15 protein-coding genes and 1 riboswitch are annotated in these 20825 nt (G+C 53.5%); of the genes, 3 read left to right on the top strand and 12 right to left on the bottom strand.

All coding sequences use genetic code 11. The features are described from left to right. Positions 1–85: 85 nt before the first annotated feature. The 6 genes from apaH to lptD form a co-directional block, all read right to left on the bottom strand. Positions 86–919 (bottom strand): bis(5'-nucleosyl)-tetraphosphatase (symmetrical) ApaH, encoded by an 834-nt coding sequence (gene apaH / locus X965_RS09340; RefSeq protein WP_036413765.1) that lies wholly within the window; start codon positions 917–919, stop codon positions 86–88. A gap of 6 nt (positions 920–925) precedes the next feature. After that, the gene (gene apaG, locus X965_RS09335; protein WP_004237169.1) at positions 926–1303 is read right to left on the bottom strand and encodes a Co2+/Mg2+ efflux protein ApaG; all 378 of its coding nucleotides are present in this window, start codon (positions 1301–1303) and stop codon (positions 926–928) included. A 10-nt stretch (positions 1304–1313) separates the two neighbouring features. Beyond that, positions 1314–2126 carry a 16S rRNA (adenine(1518)-N(6)/adenine(1519)-N(6))-dimethyltransferase RsmA gene (gene rsmA / locus X965_RS09330; protein WP_004237170.1) on the bottom strand — a complete coding sequence of 271 codons (813 nt, stop codon included), beginning with the start codon at positions 2124–2126 and terminating at the stop codon, positions 1314–1316. Continuing rightward, on the bottom strand, positions 2123–3121 hold the full coding sequence (gene pdxA, locus X965_RS09325) for a 4-hydroxythreonine-4-phosphate dehydrogenase PdxA (RefSeq protein ID WP_004237171.1): 999 nt from the start codon (positions 3119–3121) through the stop codon (positions 2123–2125). The genes rsmA and pdxA overlap by 4 nt, the downstream gene beginning before the upstream one ends. Beyond that, complete coding sequence (gene surA / locus X965_RS09320; protein ID WP_004237172.1) at positions 3105–4403, bottom strand: peptidylprolyl isomerase SurA; 1299 nt, start codon at positions 4401–4403, stop codon at positions 3105–3107. The genes pdxA and surA overlap by 17 nt, the downstream gene beginning before the upstream one ends. 70 nt (positions 4404–4473) lie before the next feature. Then, a complete protein-coding gene (gene lptD, locus X965_RS09315; RefSeq protein ID WP_004237173.1) occupies positions 4474–6837 on the bottom strand; it encodes an LPS assembly protein LptD in 2364 nt (787 codons plus the stop codon). Positions 6838–7016: 179 nt separating this feature from the next. Here lptD and djlA point away from each other — a divergent pair, with 179 nt between their 5' ends. After that, the gene (gene djlA / locus X965_RS09310; protein ID WP_004242174.1) at positions 7017–7838 is read left to right on the top strand and encodes a co-chaperone DjlA; all 822 of its coding nucleotides are present in this window, start codon (positions 7017–7019) and stop codon (positions 7836–7838) included. Between the two features lie 236 nt (positions 7839–8074). Here the strand turns inward: djlA and rluA are convergent, their stop codons facing one another. The 6 genes from rluA to thiB form a co-directional block, all read right to left on the bottom strand. Continuing rightward, positions 8075–8725, bottom strand: coding sequence for a bifunctional tRNA pseudouridine(32) synthase/23S rRNA pseudouridine(746) synthase RluA (gene rluA / locus X965_RS09305; protein ID WP_036417869.1), 651 nt, complete (start codon positions 8723–8725; stop codon positions 8075–8077). Between the two features lie 55 nt (positions 8726–8780). Further along, complete coding sequence (gene rapA, locus X965_RS09300) at positions 8781–11687, bottom strand: RNA polymerase-associated protein RapA (protein WP_036409232.1); 2907 nt, start codon at positions 11685–11687, stop codon at positions 8781–8783. Positions 11688–11900: 213 nt separating this feature from the next. Further along, the gene (locus tag X965_RS09295; RefSeq protein ID WP_051997331.1) at positions 11901–14276 is read right to left on the bottom strand and encodes a DNA polymerase II; all 2376 of its coding nucleotides are present in this window, start codon (positions 14274–14276) and stop codon (positions 11901–11903) included. Positions 14277–14349: 73 nt separating this feature from the next. Next, complete coding sequence (gene thiQ / locus X965_RS09290) at positions 14350–15048, bottom strand: thiamine ABC transporter ATP-binding protein ThiQ (RefSeq protein ID WP_036417867.1); 699 nt, start codon at positions 15046–15048, stop codon at positions 14350–14352. Beyond that, complete coding sequence (gene thiP / locus X965_RS09285; RefSeq protein WP_004242183.1) at positions 15045–16655, bottom strand: thiamine/thiamine pyrophosphate ABC transporter permease ThiP; 1611 nt, start codon at positions 16653–16655, stop codon at positions 15045–15047. The genes thiQ and thiP overlap by 4 nt, the downstream gene beginning before the upstream one ends. Next, positions 16631–17641, bottom strand: a complete 1011-nt coding sequence (thiB, locus tag X965_RS09280; protein WP_141650299.1) for a thiamine ABC transporter substrate binding subunit — start codon at positions 17639–17641, stop codon at positions 16631–16633. Before thiB ends, thiP begins: the two co-directional genes overlap by 25 nt. A 69-nt stretch (positions 17642–17710) precedes the next feature. Then, positions 17711–17819: riboswitch (TPP riboswitch) on the bottom strand. Positions 17820–17999: 180 nt separating this feature from the next. On the opposite strand from thiB, the gene rppH reads away from it, so the two are divergent. Both rppH and ptsP read left to right on the top strand, forming a co-directional pair. Then, positions 18000–18533 (top strand): RNA pyrophosphohydrolase, encoded by a 534-nt coding sequence (rppH, locus tag X965_RS09275; protein ID WP_015422452.1) that lies wholly within the window; start codon positions 18000–18002, stop codon positions 18531–18533. Between the two features lie 9 nt (positions 18534–18542). Then, positions 18543–20789, top strand: a complete 2247-nt coding sequence (gene ptsP / locus X965_RS09270) for a phosphoenolpyruvate--protein phosphotransferase (RefSeq protein ID WP_032098738.1) — start codon at positions 18543–18545, stop codon at positions 20787–20789. The last annotated feature ends 36 nt before the right edge of the window (positions 20790–20825 follow it).

The following is a 20825-nucleotide window of genomic DNA, read 5'->3' as shown; positions in this document are numbered from 1 at the left end:
ATTCGTATTATTTCATAAATAATGCTGATATAAAAAAAGCAGAGCCACCGGCTCTGCTTTTTTCTTGTCTGTTACCGGTGGCCGGTCAGTCATCATCCTCATCCCGCACCGCAAAAGACTCCTGCCAGAAATAGCAGCGATCTTCCCAGCGCAGCATGGTGAGTTGTCCGCCCCAGCAGCAGCCGGTATCCAGTGCATAGATACCGCGTGGTGCTCCTTTGCCTTCCAGTGACGCCCAGTGACCAAAGGCCACACTGTAGCCTTCCGGCAGTTTTGACGGCAGGGCAAACCAGGGTTTCAGCGGCGCGGAAACCTGATCAGGTTTATCTTTGCAGACCATATCCAGCTGTCCGCCCGGGAAACAGTAACGCATCCGGGTCAGGGCATTGGTGGAAAAACGCAGACGCGGCAGGCCGGTGAGGGAAGGTGACCAGTCATTCGGCAGGTCACCATACATAGCATTAATGAACAGCGGATAGGTATCACTGCTGAGAACCGCTTCCACTTCACGGGCACACAGAATGGCGGTATCCAGATCCCACTGCGGGGTGATCCCCGCGTGTGCCATGACCAGTTTTTTCTCATGATCAACCTGCAACATCGGCTGACGGCGCAACCAGTTGATCAGCTCATCCAGATCCGGCGCGCTGAGCAGTTTGTTCAGATGATCGCGCGGTTTGTTACGGCTGATCCCTGCGTAGATCCCCAGCAGATGCAGATCATGATTGCCGAGTACCAACCTGACGCAGTCACCCAGGCTTTTGACATAGCGGAGGACATCCAGTGAATCAGGGCCGCGGGCGACCAGATCGCCGGTCAGCCACAGGGTATCAGCCAGCGGATCAAAATCAGCCTGAGCCAGTAATGCGCGAAGTTCATGGTAACAGCCATGAACATCGCCGATAAGATAGGTTGCCATAGAAAATCAGTGAATAAAGGTTGGTATTGCGAGCCGGAAAACAGGGATCTCACTGATGAAATCCGCACCCTCGTGATCCACCATAGTGTAATAACCTTCCATGGTGCCCAGCGGTGTTTCCAGAACTGTGCCGCTGGTATAACGATACTCTTCACCGGGCCGGATCACCGGCTGTTCACCGATGACACCTTCCCCCTGAACTTCTGTCTGGCGGCCTTCACTGTTAGTGATACGCCAGTAGCGGCTGATAAGCTGCACAGGATCACGACCCAGGTTACGGATAGAAACGGTATACGCGAAAACATAGCGTTCCGCATCCGGTTCAGACTGACTTTCGATATAAACACTCTGAACCTGAATACAAATTCTCGGGTCGTTATTCATGATGAATCCCCTATGAGGCGGGATGTTCCGCCAGGTAATTGGCCATCAGACAGTATTGCGCAACACTGATATTTTCTGCACGGGTGGCCGGATCAATACCCAGCTCAGTCAGGGTTTCCGGACTGAACAGATCACCTAAGCTGTTGCGGATCGTTTTGCGGCGCTGGTTAAAGGCCTGCGTGGTCACACGGCTGAGCAGCGCGACATCTTTCAGCACATACGGATTTTCGCGGTGCGGGATCAGACGGACAACCGCTGAATCCACTTTTGGTGCCGGGCGGAATGCCGTCGGCGGCACATCCAGAACCGGAACGACCTGGCAGTAATACTGTGCCATGACACTCAGACGGCCGTATGTTTTGCTGCCCGGACCGGCAACCAGACGGTTAACCACTTCTTTTTGCAGCATAAAGTTCATGTCACTGATTGCGTTAGTGAACGTGAACAGATGGAACATCAGCGGCGTGGAGATATTGTACGGCAGGTTACCGAACACCCGCAGCGGCTGGCCGCGTTCCTGTGCCAGTGCCGTAAAATCCACGGTCATGGCATCCTGCTGAATAATGGTCAGTTTGCTTTGTAAAAACGGATGGCTGGCCAGACGGGCGGCCAGATCACGGTCAATTTCAATGACCGTCATTTTGTCCATGCGATCGGCGACCGGCTCAGTCAGTGCAGCCAGTCCCGGCCCGATTTCAACAATCGCCTGGCCGGGTTGCGGGTTAATCGACGCGACAATGCTGTCGATAATAAATTGATCGGTTAAGAAGTTCTGCCCGAAACGTTTACGGGCAAAATGCCCCTGATGGACTCGTGTATTCATTGACTGTTTTTAATCATTGTAATCGCTAAATTTAATGCGGTGATAAAGCTACCCACATCTGCTTTGCCGGTACCTGCCAGTTCCAGGGCTGTGCCGTGGTCGACAGAGGTCCGGATAAACGGCAGTCCCAGCGTGATATTCACGGCACGGCCGAATCCCTGATATTTTAGCACAGGCAGGCCCTGATCGTGATACATGGCGAGCACGGCATCCGCACGCTCCAGGTATTTCGGCTGGAACAGGGTGTCTGCCGGCAGCGGACCTTCCAGGGAAATCCCCTGCGCCCGCAGCTCATCGAGTGCCGGGATAATGGTGTCTATCTCTTCATGCCCCATATGGCCGCCTTCCCCCGCATGCGGGTTCAGACCGCAGACGATGATATGTGGCTGCGCGATACCGAATTTGGTGCGCAGGTCATGATTGAGGATAGTGATCACTTCATGCAGGCAGGTGCGGTCAACGGCTGCAGGCACCTGTAAAATCGGCAGATGCGTGGTCGCCAGCGCCACCCGCATTTCTTCGGTGGCCAGCATCATCACCACACGTTTGCAGTGACTGCGGTCGGCAAAAAATTCTGTGTGGCCGATAAACGGGATCCCGGCATCGTTAATGATGCCTTTGTGCACCGGACCTGTAATCAAAGCACCAAATTCACCCTGTAAACAGCCGTCACAGGCACGAGCCAGTGTTTCGGTCACATAAGCGGCATTTGCCACGTTGAGCTCACCGGCGACAGCCGGCGCTTTCAGTTCAACAGGCAGAATAGTCAGTGTGCCGGCACGCTGCGGCTGACAGGCGGTATCCGGTGAATAAGGTTCAAGGGTGAGCGGCAGTGACAGGGCGTGTGCGCGTTGCTGCATCAGTTGCGGGTCAGCACAGACCACCAGTTTTACCGGCCAGTCGCGCTGTGCCAGCGCGACTGTCAGGTCAGGACCAACCCCGGCAGGTTCGCCGGGGGTAATAACGACAGGTTTCAGCTTATTTGTTACTGCCATCTAAAATTTCCACGTAAGCGCCGGCGCGCTGTTCCTGCATCCAGCTCTGTAATTCTTCGCTGAATTTACGGTTAAACAGCATACGGTAAGCGCGATCTTTCTGAGCCGCTTCGGTCTTATCCACGTTGCGGGTATCTTCAAGCTGGATCAGGTGCCAGCCGAAAGAGGAGCGGACAGGCTGACTCAGTTCGCCTTTTTTCAGTTTCATCAGTGCGTCGCGGAAAGCCGGGTCGTAGATATCAGGCATTGACCAGCCTAACTCACCACCACGCAGGGCAGAGCCCGGATCTTCTGAGAATTGTTTTGCCGCAGCATCAAAGGAGGTTTTACCGCTTTTCACATCAGCGGCAATCTGCTGCAGTTTGCTGCGGGCCTGGTCATCGGTCATCACCGGTGACGGTTTGATCAGAATGTGACGGGCTTTCACTTCAGTCACAGAAATCGGCTGGCTGTTTCCGCGGACTTCATTCACGCGCAGAATATGGAAGCCGACACCGGAGCGAACCGGCCCGACAATCTCACCGCTTTTGGCTGTCTGAAGGCGCTCGGCAAACAGACCCGGCAGCTCCTGTAAACGGCTCCAGCCCATATTACCGCCTTTCAGCGCCTGCGGATCCGCAGAATAGGTGATCGCCAGTTTACCGAAATCGGCACCATGCTGAAGTTCATTCATAATGGTGGTGACTTTTTCTTTTGCTGCATTCATCTGCTCTTCTGTCGGGTTTTCCGGCAGCGGGATCAGGATGTGGCTGATGTTCAGTTCAGTATCCGCAGCGTTTTGCGTGCTGATAAGGTTTGCCAGAGAATCAACTTCCTGCGGCAGGATCACCACACGGCGGCGGACTTCGTTGTTACGGACTTCCGCCATCATCATTTCTTTGCGGATATCGCTGCGGTATTTGTCATAGCTCATGCCGTCGCGTTTCAGACGATCTTTCATCTGGGCAAGGGTCATGTTGTTCTGACGGGCGATATCTTCGATAGCGCCGTCAACCGCCTGGTCAGGGATAGAGATCTGCATCTGTCCGGCCATCTGCATCACGATATTGTCCATGATAAGACGTTCAAGAATCTGCTGACGTAATGTTGCCTGATCCGGAATCTGCTGACCGGCATTGCGGGCATTCATGGTGACAGTCTGAAGCATATTATTGACATCACTCTCCAGAACCACACCGTTATTCACGACTGCCGCAACTTTATCAAGCTGCTGCGGTGCTGCGAATGAGGTTGTGCTTGCCGTGAACATCAGGCCGAGAATGAGTGTTCTCCAGTTTTTCATAAGTATCCCATCATGTTTCGTATCGCCGTACCGCCGGTACGGCATGTGAAAATTGTGTCAGCTCAGGCGGTTAAAATGCCGGAACATACGGCAGAATACCGCGCTCAAGCATTTTCTGGCTGCCCAGACTGTAATTGCTGCTCATACCGCGTAATTCGATATTAAACGTGATTTTATTGTCGTACTCACTGGCGTCATTTTTCCAGTCGATAATCTTACGCTCGTAACCGACGTTTGCCGCCCAGCAGCAGGTATTGTATTGCAGACCGACTAACTGGCTGGCCGGCTGGCTCTCTTTGGTGTCATAGTAATACTGACCGACAAAGGCCCACTGCTCTGCAACCGGCCAGCTGGCCACGATACCGACCTGGGAGATGCCTTTCTGGTTCGGGCGCGTGACATAGTCTTGACCATACTGTGTATTTTGGCGCATGGCCTGGATATAGTCCCGGTCCACATAGCGGTAATTCAGCTGAATCAGACGTTCGGCATCCTGACGGTATTCCATCGTGGCATTGGACATGGAGACGCTGCCCAGACGGCGGTCATACTGAATACCGCCTTTCAGGCCCCAGTTGTCGTTATAACGCCACATGGAATCACCCGCCCAGACCATCGAGCCGGTTTCATCTTTTTCATCCACAACGGTAATTTTACCGGTACGCGGACGTTCAAAGTAGTAGATTTGACCCACAGAAACGTTAAATCGTTCAACTAATTCATCATCATAAATCCGGCTGGTTACCCCGGTGGTGACCTGGTTGGCGGATGCAATGCGATCCAGACCACTGTACATGCGGTCACGGAACAGACCGCTGTAGCTGGACTGCATCAGTGTGGAGTCAAAGTTATTGATATTGTCCTGGTTTTTATACGGGACATACAGGTATTGTGCGCGCGGCTCTAATGTCTGGGTGAAGCTGTCATTAAAGAACATCGGCCGCTCGAAGATCATCTTCGCATCAGCTTTAAACTGCGGCAGCACCCGGGTAACATTTTTTTCAAGTTCGGAGTTCTTCAGTACTTCAGGAATATCCTGATCATAATGGGTTGCCATCAGTTTCGCTTCAGTATTGAAGCTGGCCCAGCCGTTAGACAGCGGCATGCTGAGTGTCGGTTCCGCATGAATACGGACGGCATCCGGATTATTTTTACCTACGCTGGTAAAGCGGGAGACCTGACCGTAGGCCCGGAAATCAAATACCCCGAGGTCATTTTTATAATAATTGAGATCCAACTGCGGCTCAGCACGGTAGGATGTTGCATTATCATTGTTGGTCAGGATCTGGAACTGTTTGGCGGTTACGGTGGCATTCCAGTTCGATTTTCGGATACCCACAGCCAGTTTTTGTGTGGCGTAGCCGTCAGTGGAGTTACCGTAAGCGGAAGTGAAATCGGTAAAATAGCGCGAGTCACTGACTTTGGTGTAGTCAGAGGAGAACCACCAGTCCTGGGCAAATGACCCGCTGTGACCCCAGTAGAATAACCAGCGGTCATTGGAATCACGTTTCGCCCACTCTGCATCACCGGCAGCTTCTTTGTCTTTCTTATACTGCGAGTCATCCAGCAGGAAATCAAAGGCCAGTGTGCCTGTACCGAACTGTGTCAGGTAACGGAATTCATTATCCATTTTCAGGCCGCGTTTACTGAAATAGTGCGGCGTGATAGTGGCATCGTAATTCGGGGCGATATTCCAGTAATACGGCAGGGTAAATTCCAGGCCGGATGATTTGGAATAGCTGCCGTTCGGGATCAGAAAACCGGAGCGGCGTTTATCACCGATCGGTAACTGGAGGTACGGGCTGTAGAAGATCGGGACATTGGCGACACGGAAACGGGCGTTCCAGATTTCCGCAACCTGCTCTTCCTGGTCAATAATGACCTCAGAGCCTTTGACGCTCCAGCTGTCATTGCCCGGCAGGCAGGAGGTAAAGACCCCGTTTTCGAGGATGGTATAACGGTTTTCGCCGCGAAGCTTCATTTTGTCGGCATCACCGCGGCCCTGACGGCCGACCATCTGGTAATCACCTTTCTCAACATCAGCATCATTGTTATTGAGATTCAGCCACGCTTTCGGCCCTTTCAGACGGATTTGCGGATCAGAATAGCGGACATCACCGGTCGCTGTCGCAATACGGACAGGGTTAGTTTCTTCACCGCTCTGGGTAACTTCGACTTCATCCGCTTTCAGATTCTGGTTACCTGAGCGGATATCAACGCCACCATCATATTTTACCGCGTGCGGATATTCGCCTGACACACCTTGTGCAGTGATATTGACCGGAAAATCGCCGGGTTTACCGTCAACAACCGGTTCGTCATACACCGGAACACCCAGCATACATTGCTCGGCAAGTGTGGCGGCTTGTGCAGCCTGACTGTATAACGCTGCCCAGATAATGGTGGCCAGCAGGGTTGGATAACTCTTCTTCATAAGTATGTCTGCAATTCCGTCCTCGGTAGCACATTGCCCGAACGCCAAAAGCCTAATTTACACGAAAAAAGAGCGCGCGTGAAACAGGTTCACGTATCCAAATGGCGTTAGGCATCGTACAGAATGGGTAGTATGATAATGCAAAATTGCGCCAAGGGCATTGTTGAATTGAGGAGTATATGCACTATTTGGGAAAAATCATCGGAATTTTATTAGGCATGGCGTCAGGGGCCGGTTTTTGGGGTATTTTTCTCGGCTTTCTTATTGGTCATGCGATTGATAAAGTCCGCAGTCAGCAATTGGGTGGCTCATTCAGCAACAATCAGTCCAGACAGGCACTCTTTTTCAGTACAACCTTTCAGATTCTGGGGCATCTGACCAAATCAAAAGGCCGGGTAACGGAGTCAGACATTTATCTGGCCACCGCCCTGATGGATCGCATGCAGTTGCACGGCAGTGCACGGACTCAGGCTCAGAATGCTTTCCGTGAAGGTAAAGCGGCCGGTTTCCCGCTGCGCGATGCACTGCGCCAGTTACGCCGCGCCTGTTACGGGCGGGCGGATTTACTGCGCATGTTTCTGGAAATCCAGATCCAGGCGGCGTTTGGTGACGGGGAGCTGCATCCGAATGAACGCCAGGTACTCCTGGTGATCGCCGAAGAGCTGGGGATCCCGCGTCATCAGTTTGAAAATGTACTGGCAATGATGCAGGCGCAGATGCACGGCGGGGCACAGAGCGGTAATTGGCAGCAGCAGTCTCAGCAGGGTTATTACCGCGATCAGACCGCAGACCTTGCCGCCGCTTACCGGGTGCTGGGCGTGAAAGAAAGCGACGACAGTACTGTCATCAAACGCGCCTACCGCAAGCTGATGAGTGAACATCACCCGGATAAACTGGTGGCGAAGGGATTACCACCGGAAATGATGGAGCTGGCGAAAGAGAAAGCGCAATCTATCCAGGCAGCATATGATCTCATTAAAAAAGAGAAAGGCTTTAAATAATCCCGTTTAATACCGTTTTAAAGGTGTAAAACATGTTGCCGGGAAAGTGCAGGGCGGATCATATTCTTTTCATATAATTGCTATAAAATATAAATGCAGTTGAAAAATTACGTAAATATTTCATTAAATATGTTAAGGATATGATCCATGGCCAATACCCGTGTTCTTATCGGAGTAGCGGGATTAGCACTTTGCCTGATTCTTGCCTCAATGAATTCGGTGACCGTGTTAATCCACTAAAAATCTGATTTACAAGTAAAATGCATCGGCTTGCCGTTTGCCGGATGTGTGACAGACAGCGCCTCTGCATGAAGCTGCAGCCGGGGCGCTGCGGCTCTTGCTTCATCGTGTGCATAAAAACGGTCCCCCAGAATCGGGTGTCCCAGTGCCAGCATATGCACCCGCAACTGATGCGAACGCCCGGTAACCGGAAACAGTCTTACCCGCGTGGCATTTTCCTCATATTCCAGCACTTCATAACCTGTCTGAGCCGGTTTTCCGGTTTCAAAACACACTTTCTGTTTCGGCCGGTTCGGCCAGTCACAAATCAGCGGTAAATTCACCATGCCGGTTTCCGGCTCCAGATGTCCCCAGATACGGGCAACATAGGTTTTTTTCGGTTCCCGTTCGCGGAACTGCCGTTTAAGCTCCCGCTCGGCGGCTTTGGTCAGCGCAACCACAATAATACCGCTGGTTGCCATATCCAGACGATGAACAGATTCTGCGGCAGGATAATCACGCTGAATGCGTGTCATCACACTGTCTTTATGTTCGGGCGCACGGCCGGGTACGGAAAGCAGTCCGCTTGGTTTATTCACCACAATGATACTTTCATCCTGCCAGAGGATGTGCAGCCAGGGATCGGCAGGCGGGTTATAGGGTTCCATTAGCATGGGATCACCAAATCAGAGACCCGGCAGATATTCTCTGCCGGGATACAGGTTACTGATGCGAAACGACAATCAGCCGGATAGCATCCAGGCGCCAGTTGGCATCATCCAGATGTGACAGGATTTGCTGACGTTCTTCTTCAATGGCATCAAGCTCGTCATCACGGATGTTCGGGTTAACCGATTTCAGTGCCAGCAGGCGGTCGTGTTCCAGAGTAAGGTGCTGATCAGCCATTGCTTTCGCTGCGGTAATCAGCTCACGGGCCTGACCGGCAACAACATCTTCGGACAGACGCAGCACCTGATGCACCTCATTTTGCACCGCATTGACAAACTTACTGCCGGTATGGCGGTTTACGGCATTCAACTGGCGGTTAAAGCTTTCAAACTCCACCTGAGATGCCAGATTATTGCCTTTCACATCCATCAGCAGACGCACCGGTGTCGGCGGCAGGAAGCGGGTCAGCTGCAGATTCTTCGGAGCCTGTGCTTCCACCACATAAATCAGCTCTGTCAGCAGTGTGCCGACCGGCAGGGCTTTGTTTTTCAGCACGGAGACCGCACAGCTGCCGGTATCACCGGACAGGACCAGGTCCAGACCGTTGCGGATAATCGGGTGTTCCCAGCTGATAAACTGTGTGTCTTCGCGGGACAATGCCTGTTCACGCTTAAAGGTGATGGTGCAGCCGTCTTCCGGCAGACCCGGAAAATCCGGCACCAGCATGTGGTCAGACGGAGTCAGGGCTATCATGTTATCGCTGCGGTCATCCTGATTGATGCCGACAATATCAAACAGATTCAGGGCAAAGGTGACCAGTTCGGTATCTTCATCCTGATCCGCAATTTCAGCAGCCAGCTCATTACCGGCTTCGCCGCCGTTGGAATGCATCTCCAGAAGGCGGTCACGGCCCTGTTCCAGCTGTTGTTTCAGTACATCATGGGTCTTCCGGCATTCCGCGATAAATTCATCAAAACCACTGAGATCCGCCGGGTTTGCCATCAGGTTAATCAGTCTGTCGTAATAGCGGTCATAGATGGTGCGGCCGGTCGGACAGGTATATTCAAAGGCTTCCAGACCTTCGTGGAACCAGCGCAGCAGCACGGCCTGTGCGGTATTTTCCAGATACGGAATACTGATCTGAATATCGCGTTTCTGACCGATACGGTCGAGGCGCCCGATACGCTGCTCCAGCAGATCCGGGTTAAACGGCAGATCGAACATCACCAGCTGATTGGCAAACTGGAAGTTACGCCCTTCAGAACCGATTTCAGAGCAGAGCAGCACCTGTGCGCCTTCCTCTTCGGAGGCAAAGTAGGCCGCCGCCCGGTCGCGTTCCAGCAGGGACATATTCTCATGGAAAACCGCAGCGTGGATGCCTTCGCGCTCGCGCAGAACCTGCTCCAGCTGCAGAGCGGTTGCGGCCTGGGCACAAATTACCAGCACTTTTTCATTGCGGTTTGCCAGCAGGAAGCCGAGCAGCCATTCAACACGCGGATCGAAGTTCCACCAGGTGGCGTTTTCGCCTTCAAATTCCTGATAAATTTGCTCCGGATAGAGCATTTCACGGGCTTTGATTTCAGTGGTTTTTTTGCTGCCCATGATCCCGGCGACTTTAATCGCGGTCTGATACTGTGCCGGCAGAGGCATCTTAATCGCTTTCAGTTCGCGGCGTGGGAAGCCTTTCACACCGTTGCGGGTGTTGCGGAACAGCAGGCGGCTGGTGCCGTGTCTGTCCATCAGCATGCTGATAAGCTCGCGACGGGCATTTTCGCCGTCTTCACTGTCGGTATTGGCGGCTTTCAGCAGCGGCTCAATATCCTGTTCGGCGATCAGGTCATGAATGGCATTTTGCTGATCTTTGGTCAGCGGTGCGCGGTCGAGCAGCAGAGTGACCGCATCGGCAACCGGCTGATATTTTTGCTGTTCGGCAACAAAGGTTTCGAAATCATGGAAACGGTTCGGGTCCAGCAGGCGCAGACGCGCAAAGTGGCTCTCCATGCCCAGCTGTTCCGGAGTGGCGGTCAGCAGGAGTACAGACGGAATGCTTTCTGCCAGGGTTTCAATCACCTGATACTCACGGCTTGGCGCTTCTTCGCTCCAGACCAGATGGTGTGCTTCATCCACCACCAGCATATCCCAGCCGGCTTCAGCCAGGTGTTCAAAACGCGGCTTGCTCTTGCGGACAAAATCCAGCGAGCATAATACCAGCTGTTCGGTCTCAAACGGGTTGTCACTCTCGTGCTGTGCTTCGGTGTAGCGGCTGTCATCGAACAGAGAAAACCGCAGATTGAAACGGCGCAGCATTTCCACCAGCCATTGGTACTGAAGGCTTTCCGGTACGATAATCAGCACACGCTCGGCGCGTCCGGCCATTAACTGCTGGTGGATAATCATCCCGGCTTCAATGGTTTTACCCAGGCCCACTTCGTCCGCCAGCAGAACACGCGGCGCGTGGCGTTTACCGACTTCATTGGCGATAAACAGCTGATGCGGGATCAGGCTGGCGCGGATGCCGCGCAGGCCGCTGGTGGCGCGGCGGTACTCTTCACTCAGGAATTTGCGGGCACGGTAGCGCAGCGCAAAGCGATCCATACGGTCAATCTGACCGGCAAACAGGCGATCCTGAGGTTTATTAAATGTCAGTTTACTGTCGAGAAACACTTCGCGCAGGCGGACATTTTCCTCACCGGTATCGGTACGCTGCCCGGTATAGGTTAATAATCCGTCGCTCTCTTCAACGGCGGTCACACTGAGCTGCCAGCCTTCGTGACTGGTAACGGTATCCCCTTCGTTGAACATCACACGGGTGATAGGGGCATCGGCTGCGGCATAGAGACGGTTTTCACCGGTGGCAGGGAAAAGAAGGGTGATCATCCGGGCGTCGACAGATACAACTGTACCTAATCCCAGCTCGCTTTCAGTATCGCTTATCCAGCGTTGACCAAGAGTAAACGGCATATTTTTGGCTCGATTCTGTTATTCAGGGCTAATTAGAAAAATGCTGTGGACATCATTACCGGTGATACAAAAACGGCATTGTATTCACCGGGAAAAAACACCGACAGTCAGAACAGCAGCGTCAGCTGCATCACTCTGCTCCGGTGTTAAAAGCAGTAAAGGGGCGCTATGTTAATCCATAAGATCCGCATCGTCACCTGTAAAATGGCAAAATTAAAATGGCATCAATAATTGCCCGGTTAACAATGTGGTGAAGTTATCCTCCAGGAAAGGCAGAATGGCGTCGGCTATCGGCATCAGTTGTTTATTAATGTAATGCTCATAGTCCGGCGGTGCCGTCAGAATCTCCAGCGGCTGCGGCCCGGAGCGGGTAATAATATAGCTTATCCCCGCACCGCGCTGGTACTGCGGCGGACGATTCATGCGGACATTATACTCATCCGCCATTCTGGCCGCTTTGACATGAGGCGGCACATTACGCTGATAATCCGCCAGCGGACGGCGCAGACGCTTGCGGTACACCAGCCGGTCATCGTAGCGTCCCGCGAGTGTGTCACGGACATAATCACGGATAAACTGCTGATACGGCATTTTATCGAAAATCAGCCGGTACAGGGTTTGCTGGAAATGCTGTGCCAGCGGTGTCCAGTCACTGCGGACCGTCTCCAGCCCGCGAAAGACCATGTTATCCCCCGAAAGCCCCGCATACCGTTTCTTGCTGCCGAGGTCAGTTCCGCGGATTGTCGGCATCAGAAAACGCCGGTAGTGGGTTTCATACTCAATTTCCAGGGCAGAGGTCAGCCCGTATTCATCCTTTAAATGTGTCTGCCACCACTGATTGATCTCTTCCACCAGCCAGCGTCCGATACGTTCCGCACCGGCTTCACTGTGCGCATTTTTCAGCCAGACAAAGGTGGAATCGGTGTCGCCGTAAATGACCTGATAACCCAGAGACTCAATAATAGTGCGGGTTTTGCGCATGATGTCATGTCCGCGCATGGTGACGGAGGAGGTCAGGCGCGGATCATAAAAACGGCATCCGGCGGCACCCAGAACACCACAAAACGCATTCATAATAATTTTCAGTGCCTGCGACAGCGGCTTATCCCCTGCCAGTTTTGCCATGTCCCGCTCATGCCAGATTCGGTTGACGATATCCGGCAGGCAGTTGGTTTCCCTGGAAAAATACGCCCCCTTAAACCCGGGAACCGCCTGTTCCGGTGCGGCAAGACCTTCTACCATACCAATCGGGTCGATGAGAAAAGTGCGGATAATGGAGGGGTACAGGCTTTTAAAATCCAGCACCACCACCGAGTCATATAATCCCGGGGCAGAATCCATCACAAAGCCGCCCGGTATCGGCTCACCGGGTTTCTCGCCGGGGTCGGGTGCGACATAGCCTTTACGGTGCATCGGCGGCAGATAAAGATGGGTGAAGGCGGCGACAGAACCCCCCATGCGATCCGGTGCCAGGCCGGTTACGGCAGCCCGCGCCAGTAAAAATTCTGTCAGATGGGTGTGCTCAAAAATCCGGGTGACCAGACGGCAGTCCTGAAGGTTATACCGTGCCAGCGCCGGTTTATCCTCATGGAAACGGCGGTTGATTTCATCCATGCGGTCATACGGGGAATCGCTGTCTTTGCCCTCGCCGAGCAGTGTCTGAGACACGGCCTCCAGACTGAAAGACGGGAACTGCCAGGTCGCGGCTTTCAGGGCATCGATACCGTCAATAATCAGCCGCCCCGGAGCACCGGCAAAAAATTGTCCGGGTTTGAAGCCGTGCTCCCGCCAGGAAAGCGGGGCATTATTACGGCCGAAAATCAGCGGGATCTGATATTTTTCCGCATGGCGCTGCAGAATGCGCAGATCAAACTGGATCAGGCTCCAGCCGATTATCATGTCCGGATCATGTTCCGCCAGCCACTGGTTCAGACGGTGAAGCAGATCCGGGCGGCGCGGGACATACTCCAGCGTGAAATCAGGATTGGTCAGCGGTGTGCCGTTCTCCGGGCCGAGCATAAAAACAGTATCAGCACCGCAACCGGAGAGCCCGATGGAGTAAAGATCACCGAACTCCGTGGTTTCGATATCCAGAGAAACGATTTTCAGCGCCGGGCGGTAATCCGGATGCGGTTTCATCAGCACATGACCATCCGGCTGTGGCTGCACCCAGACAGCGGCGGTGATAAAACGCTCCATCAGATAGCGCTCGCAGGGGCGGATATCCGCTTCATAAAGGTGCAGATGCTGTTCGCCGAGCTGTTTTTCCAGTTGCTGTAACTGGCGGTACTGGCGGCAGTAAACGGCACTGACATCATCCTGATGAAAATCCTTTAGCGGAGGTGCTGTCAGTGTGGCGCCGGGAATGTTGTTAATGAAGGGACGGCTTTCCGCCAGCTCCCGGTGCGGGACAAAGCCGACAGCCTGCTGCAGCGGAACAGAAACATGCCGTGGCCCGTTATCTGTTGCCAGCCAGTAACGGACTTCAATACCGCGCGGGGTATCAGACCAGTGACGGGTCAGAATAAAACCGGCTTCCGCCGGTGCTGCCACCTGACGGGAGGGAAAACTGTTGTGCCCTGCCATCATTTTGTCCGTTCTGCTGATGAAAAAATAACTATAGCAGAGTGGTGTGGATATATACAGTATTTAAGATGCGGGTTTACGGACGGATACCGAGGATCTGAGCCTGTGGAACCTCACCGCTGACCAGGGCGGCGGTACTGCCGTCAAAGGCAATGGTACCGTTATCCACCACCATCGCGCGGGGCGCGATTCGGACTGCGTCATCGGTATTGTGGGAAACCATCATCAGTGTCAGTTGCCGTGAATCACAGATGGTTTCCAGCAGTGCCAGCATTTCATTGCGCAGTGCCGGATCCAGTGCGGAGAAGGGTTCATCCAGCAGCAAAACCGGCTGAGAACGCACCAGACAGCGCGCCAGTGCGACCCGCTGGCGCTGACCGCCGGAAAGCTGTGATGGCAGCCGTTTCAGCAGTGGTGTCAGCGAAACCTGTTCAGCGATCTGTTCCAGCTGCACTTTTTGCGCCGCATTCAGTTTCATCCCGGGATGAAAACCGAGAGCGATATTCTGTTCAGCCGTCAGGTGAGCAAACAGGTTATTTTCCTGAAACAGCATGGATACCGGGCGTGAAGCGGGCGGTGTGCGGGTGTGATCTTCATTATTCAGCAGAATAGTGCCGCTTTCGGCAAACTGAAACCCGGCAATCAGTGACAGCAGGGTACTTTTACCCGCGCCGCTCGGGCCGAGAATGGCAATTTTTTCTCCGGCGGCAACGGAAAAATGAAAATTCATGGTCTGTTGCTGATAGCGGTAAAGAATATGATCAAAATAAATCATGGGCGTTTCCCCGGCAGACGTTCCAGAACGGTAAACAGCCCGAAACAGAGTAAAAACAAGATCAGTGCAGTGACCGCGGCATCCGCATTGCGGTAAGCGCCGATCTGCTGATAAAGATAGAACGGCAGTGTGCGGAAATCTTCATTGCCGAACAGCGCGATCACGCCAAAATCCCCGACCGACAGCACACTGGCAAATGCCACCGCCTGTGCCAGCGGGTTACGGAGAGCCTTCAGTTCAATCAGTTTCAGCCGGTTGAAGCCGCTGATATTCAGCGAGAGACAGAGCGGGTTATAGCGTTCAGCCAGGTCACGCATCGGGTTATCCAGCACTTTCAGTGCATACGGAATCGCCATCAGCGCGTTGGTCAGGATCACCAGCCCGTATGGAATTGCTCCCAAATCAGTGGTGCCGGTCGTGCTGTTGAGCAGCAGGAAAAACCCGGTAGCCAGTACAATTCCCGGCATGGCGAGGATCACCAGCCCGGAAAGCTCCATGGCCTGTCCTGCTCTGACCGCCTGCCGCAGCCGCAGTTCACGGCTGCTCCATAACAGCATCATGGTCAGCAGCACACAGATAAAACCGGAAGCCAGCGCAATTCCGAGCGAGGTGAAAAAAGCTCGCCACAGTGCCGGTTGCTGCAGGACCGGCAGTAATCCCGGATTCAGACCGTCCGCGATGATGGCAAAAAACGGCGGCAGCAGAAACAGCAGGGCACAGAGGATGATCAGGCCGTCAGCCAGTCTGCGCGGCAGCGTGTCCTGCGGGTTGCGCCATTGCAGTGACTGGGTAAAGCCGACAGAAAAATGACCGGACAAATGCTGGCTGACGAGCACCAGCCCGATGCAGCACACCAGCTGGATCAGCGCCAGCAGGGCAGCGCGGCCAATATCAAAGTCATAATTCAGTGCCTGATAAATCGCCAGTTCAATGGTAGTTGCCGCCGGGCCGCCACCGAGTGCCAGCACCGTGGCAAAACTGGCAAAGCAGAGCATAAAAATCAGTGCGGCGGTCGGCAGCAACTGACGGCGCAGATAAGGCCATTCCACAATCCGGAAATGCTGCCATTCATTCATATTAAGCTGAGCGGCGAGCTGTCTCTGCTCCGTGGCAATATTATCGAGCTGCTGATACAGCATCCGGGTGGCAAGCGGCATATTGAAGAAGATGTGCGCCAGCAGAATGCCCTGTAATCCGTACGGGGAGAAGGTATAGTCCAGATCCAGAAAACCGGAAATATGTGCCAGCCAGCCGTTACGTCCGTAAACTGACAGAATACCGAATACGGCTACCAGCACGGGCAGTACCAGCGTCATCGCGCATAACCGCAGAAAGACCGTCCGTCCCGGGAAACGTCGGCGCCAGAGTGCCCGGGCCAGGAAAACAGCCGGGATAACGGAAAAGAGTGCGGATAAGAAAGCCTGCCAGAAGGTAAAGCGGACGACATGCCACAAGTAGCTGTCATCCCATATCTGCTGCCAGTCTGTATCCGGTGTGTTAAACCACAGCGCCCCGAAGGCACTGACAGCAACGACCAGAAGAAGACCGGACGCGAGTGCGCCCGGTATCAGGTACGCGGCAATTAACGGCTGACTGCGTTTTGCCATATCCGTATCCACTGATTGCGCTCTTTCGCCACTTCTTTTGCATCAAATTCCAGCGTTTTCGCCGGTTTCGGCATTTTGTCGTAAACCGGCGGCAGCGGCATATCAATCACAGGATACATCCAGTTGGTGGTCGGCAGCGTTTTCTGGAAATCCGGTGTCAGCATAAACTGCATGAACTGTTCCGCCAGTGCCGGGTGTTTTGAGGAGGTCAGTACACCTGCCATTTCCACCTGAAGATAATGTCCTTCCTCAAACAGTGCTGCGGCATAGTTATCTTTGTTATCTGCCAGCATGTGGTAACCAGGCGAAGAGGTATAACTCAGTACCAGGTCAGCTTCACCTTTCAGGAACAGGCCGTAAGATTCACTCCAGCCTTTGGTGACCGTCAGGGTCTTGTTCGCCATTTTGGCCCACTGTGCCGCCACATCATCCCCGTAGAGTTTTTCCATCCACAGCAGTAATCCCAGTCCCGGTGTGCTGGTGCGCGGATCCTGATAAATAATGGTCAGCTTCTGATCACTGTTAAGCAGTTCTTTCATGCTTTTCGGCGGGTTCGGCAGGGTGTCTTTGTTGTAGATAAAAGCAAACCAGCCATAGTCATAAGGAATAAAGGTTTTGCTTTCCCATTTGACCGGCAGCACCAGTTTTGACTGATCAACATTGCTTTCTTTAAACAGTCCGGTATCCAGAGCCGCCTGCATCAGGTTGTTATCCAGACCTAAGATGATATCGGCCTGTGATTTTTTACCTTCCATCCGCAGACGGTTCAGCAGCGTCACGCCGTCACTCAGACCGACGAGTTTCAGTTCGCAGTTGCATTGCGCTTCAAAGTTTTTCTTAATTTCCGGCCCCGGTCCCCACTCAGCAACAAATGAGTCATAGGTATAGACAGTCAGAACCGGCTTGCTGTTATCCGCAGCCGCCTGGAAAGAGAACAGAGCAGCAAGGCCGCCTGCGATGATATTTCTGGTCAGTTTCTGTAACACTTTGCGCTCCTGTAAGGGAAGGATTGGCAAAGGATCTGAGTGCAGCATGATGGCGACAGGCTGTGCTGTCAGCAGTGGCGGCTCAAATCCCTACGCCGGTATTAACCGGATCAGGTTCCTCGGGTGTTATCTCAGCAACACCGGCCGGAAAGCCGGAGCTGCACCCCGTTGAGAGAGGAATAGTGTAGTGTTTTTCTCAGGAATTTGCCACTGTCCGGAACCGTTAACGTGGCGTGTTGTTTTTCTTCTGTCAGAGCCGGAAATGCGGCGGGCTGAAGGATTTTGAGTGCAGAGGTTTACCCCATGATGGGAGTGTGAAACAATTGGCTATCTTTCAGTTTTTTTCTGAGGTAGTCGAGTGATTGATGATGATGGCTACCGCCCGAATGTCGGGATTGTAATTTGTAATAAGGAAGGCCAGGTTTTATGGGCCCGCCGCTACGGACAGCACTCGTGGCAGTTTCCTCAGGGAGGTATCAATCCCGGCGAATCACCGGAACAGGCCATGTACCGTGAATTGTATGAGGAAGTTGGTTTAACGCGTAAAGATGTGCGTATCCTGGCGGTCACCCGCAACTGGCTGCGCTACAAATTACCCAAACGTTTGGTGCGTTGGGATACCAAACCGGTTTGTATCGGTCAGAAGCAGCGCTGGTTTTTACTTCAGCTGCTCTGCGAGGACAAAGAGGTCAATGTGACCCGCAGCAAGTCGCCGGAATTTGACGGCTGGCGCTGGGTCACCTATTGGTATCCTGTTCGTCAGGTGGTCTCTTTCAAACGTGATGTATACCGCCGCGTAATGAAAGAGTTTTCTTCCGTTGTGATGCCTGCCAACAGCGAAGCGACGGCTGTGCGGGCACCGTTTCCCTACCGTCGCCGGCGCCAGAATTAGGGGGAACGGATGCTGACGCGTTTACGTGAAGTGATTGAAAAAGTGGCTGCCGCCGCCGATCTCGCGGAAGCGCTGGAGCTTCTGGTTAAAGAAACCTGTCAGGCGATGGGAACGGATGTCTGTTCCATCTACCTGGCAGATAATCAGCATCACTGTTTTTATCTGATGGCAACGCAGGGGCTGAAAAAGCCCCGCGGCCGTGCTGTCAGCCTTGCTTTCGGCGAAGGTGTGGTCGGTCATGTCGGCCGCCGCGCCGAGCTTATCAATATCGCGGATGTCCGCGAACACCCCGGTTTTAAATATCTCCCCCAGGTTAAAGAAGACAACCTGCGTGCATTTCTCGGTGCGCCGGTGGTTTACCGCCGCCAGTTACTGGGCGTGCTGGTGGTTCAGCAGAAAGAAAAACGCCTGTTCAGTGAAACGGAAGAGTCTTTTATTGTCACTCTGGCGATGCAGCTTGCCGTACTGCTGGCTCAGGCACAAACCAAAGGGTTGTTCGGGCAGTTTCGTCAGACCCGGATCCAGGCTATTCCGGTTTCTTCCGGGATTGTGATGGCCTATGGCTGGGAAGACCGTTCACAGCCGGTGCTTGAGAATGTTTCTGAAGCCTCGGCACTGGACCGCGTGCAGGAGCGTGCCCGCCTGAATAAAGCGCTGGAGGATGCCACGGCAGAGTGCCGCCGTATCAGCAAGCGTTTTAATGCCGCCTCACAAAAAGAGAGTGCCGCTATTTTCGATCTCTACTCCCATCTGCTGAACGACCTGCAACTGAAAAAGGAGTTGTACAGCATTGTGGAGCAGGGTTTTGTGGCCGAATGGGCAGTCAAAACGGTCATTGAGCAATTTGCGGGCCGGTTTGCCGGGCTTCAGGACAGCTATATGCGGGAGCGGGCCACGGATTTGCGTGCACTCGGGCAGCGGCTGTTATTCCATCTTGATGATAATTTTACCGGCAGCAACCAGTGGCCGGAACGCTTTGTGCTGGTGGCTGATGAACTGAGTGCCAGCCTGCTGGCAGAGCTGCCGCAGGAACAGCTTGCCGGTGTGGTGGTGCGTGACGGGGCAACACATTCCCATTCCGCCATTCTGGTCAGGGCGATGGGTATTCCGGTTATCATGGGCGCGGATATTCAGCCGGAGCTGTTACACAACCGTCTGCTTATCCTCGATGGCTACCGGGGCGTGGTGTATATCGAACCGGAGCCGCTGATAGCACAGGAATTCAGCCAGATTATTGAGCAGGAGCAGGCTATCAGCCAACTGGCCGAGGATGAGCTCAGCCGCTCAGCTGCACTGAAAAGCGGCGAACGGGTTTCCGTTCAGCTGAATGCCGGGCTCAGTCTGAAGTATGAGCAAAAAATCGTCAAAAGTATTGACGGGATTGGCCTGTACCGTACGGAAATACCGTTTCTTGTGCATAATGGTTTTCCGTCAGAAGAAGAGCAGAAAGTCCGTTATCAGGATATGCTGCAACTCTTTGCCGGGAAACCGGTAGTATTGCGGACACTGGATATCGGTGCTGATAAGCAGCTGCCGTATATGCCTATCAGCGAGGAAAACCCGTGTCTGGGCTGGCGCGGTATCCGTGTGATGCTGGATCAGCCGGAGATTTTTCTTATCCAGTTGCGGGCCATGCTGCGGGCCAATATCGGGCTGAATAATCTGAAGATATTATTCCCGATGATTTCCGGGCTTGCGGAGGTTGAAGAGGCCATCCGCCTGCTTGATCGTGCCTGTGAAGAAGTATCGGTACTGACCGGGGAACGGGTGGAACGTCCGCCGGTAGGTGTGATGCTGGAAGTGCCGTCATTGTTGTTTATGCTGCCGGAGCTGAAACAATATATTGATTTTATTTCTGTCGGTACGAATGATTTAACCCAGTATCTGCTGGCGGTTGACCGGAATAATACACATGTTGCACCATTATATGACTCGCTCCATCCGGCGGTCCTGCGTATGCTGAATTTTGTCCGGACTGAAACCACCCGGCTGGGGATCCCGGTCTCGGTTTGCGGGGAAATGGCGGCAAATCCGTTAGGTGCAATGATACTGATTGGTTTAGGATACCGTCAGCTGAGTATGAACGGGCGGAGTATCCCGCGTATTAAGTATCTGCTGCGGCATCTGGATGCCGGAGTACTGGAGCCGCTGCTGGCATCATTGCTGGATGCGCAGACAGCGGCTGAGATCCGTGAAAAAGCGGAACTGTTTATTGAGAACAAGGGACTGGGACAGCTTATCCGGGGCAGTGCCTGACCGGCACTCCGGAGATGAGGCCGTTCTGTCCTTACA

Origin of the sequence: Morganella sp. EGD-HP17 (genome assembly GCF_000512315.2) — a bacterium.
Lineage (GTDB): Bacteria > Pseudomonadota > Gammaproteobacteria > Enterobacterales > Enterobacteriaceae > Morganella > Morganella morganii.
The sequence above is the reverse complement of the archived record's forward strand: the minus strand, read 5'-3'. Positions and strand labels throughout refer to the sequence as shown.

Coding starts and splice junctions, on each gene's coding strand:
- djlA (WP_004242174.1), top strand. CDS start 7,017: ATGCACTATTTGGGAAAAATCATCGGAATTTTATTAGGCATGGCGTCA.
- lptD (WP_004237173.1), bottom strand. CDS start 6,837: ATGAAGAAGAGTTATCCAACCCTGCTGGCCACCATTATCTGGGCAGCG.
- thiQ (WP_036417867.1), bottom strand. CDS start 15,048: ATGATTTATTTTGATCATATTCTTTACCGCTATCAGCAACAGACCATG.
- pdxA (WP_004237171.1), bottom strand. CDS start 3,121: ATGGCAGTAACAAATAAGCTGAAACCTGTCGTTATTACCCCCGGCGAA.
- apaH (WP_036413765.1), bottom strand. CDS start 919: ATGGCAACCTATCTTATCGGCGATGTTCATGGCTGTTACCATGAACTT.
- X965_RS09295 (WP_051997331.1), bottom strand. CDS start 14,276: ATGATGGCAGGGCACAACAGTTTTCCCTCCCGTCAGGTGGCAGCACCG.
- rluA (WP_036417869.1), bottom strand. CDS start 8,725: ATGGAACCCTATAACCCGCCTGCCGATCCCTGGCTGCACATCCTCTGG.
- thiP (WP_004242183.1), bottom strand. CDS start 16,655: ATGGCAAAACGCAGTCAGCCGTTAATTGCCGCGTACCTGATACCGGGC.
- surA (WP_004237172.1), bottom strand. CDS start 4,403: ATGAAAAACTGGAGAACACTCATTCTCGGCCTGATGTTCACGGCAAGC.
- rsmA (WP_004237170.1), bottom strand. CDS start 2,126: ATGAATACACGAGTCCATCAGGGGCATTTTGCCCGTAAACGTTTCGGG.
- ptsP (WP_032098738.1), top strand. CDS start 18,543: ATGCTGACGCGTTTACGTGAAGTGATTGAAAAAGTGGCTGCCGCCGCC.
- rapA (WP_036409232.1), bottom strand. CDS start 11,687: ATGCCGTTTACTCTTGGTCAACGCTGGATAAGCGATACTGAAAGCGAG.
- apaG (WP_004237169.1), bottom strand. CDS start 1,303: ATGAATAACGACCCGAGAATTTGTATTCAGGTTCAGAGTGTTTATATC.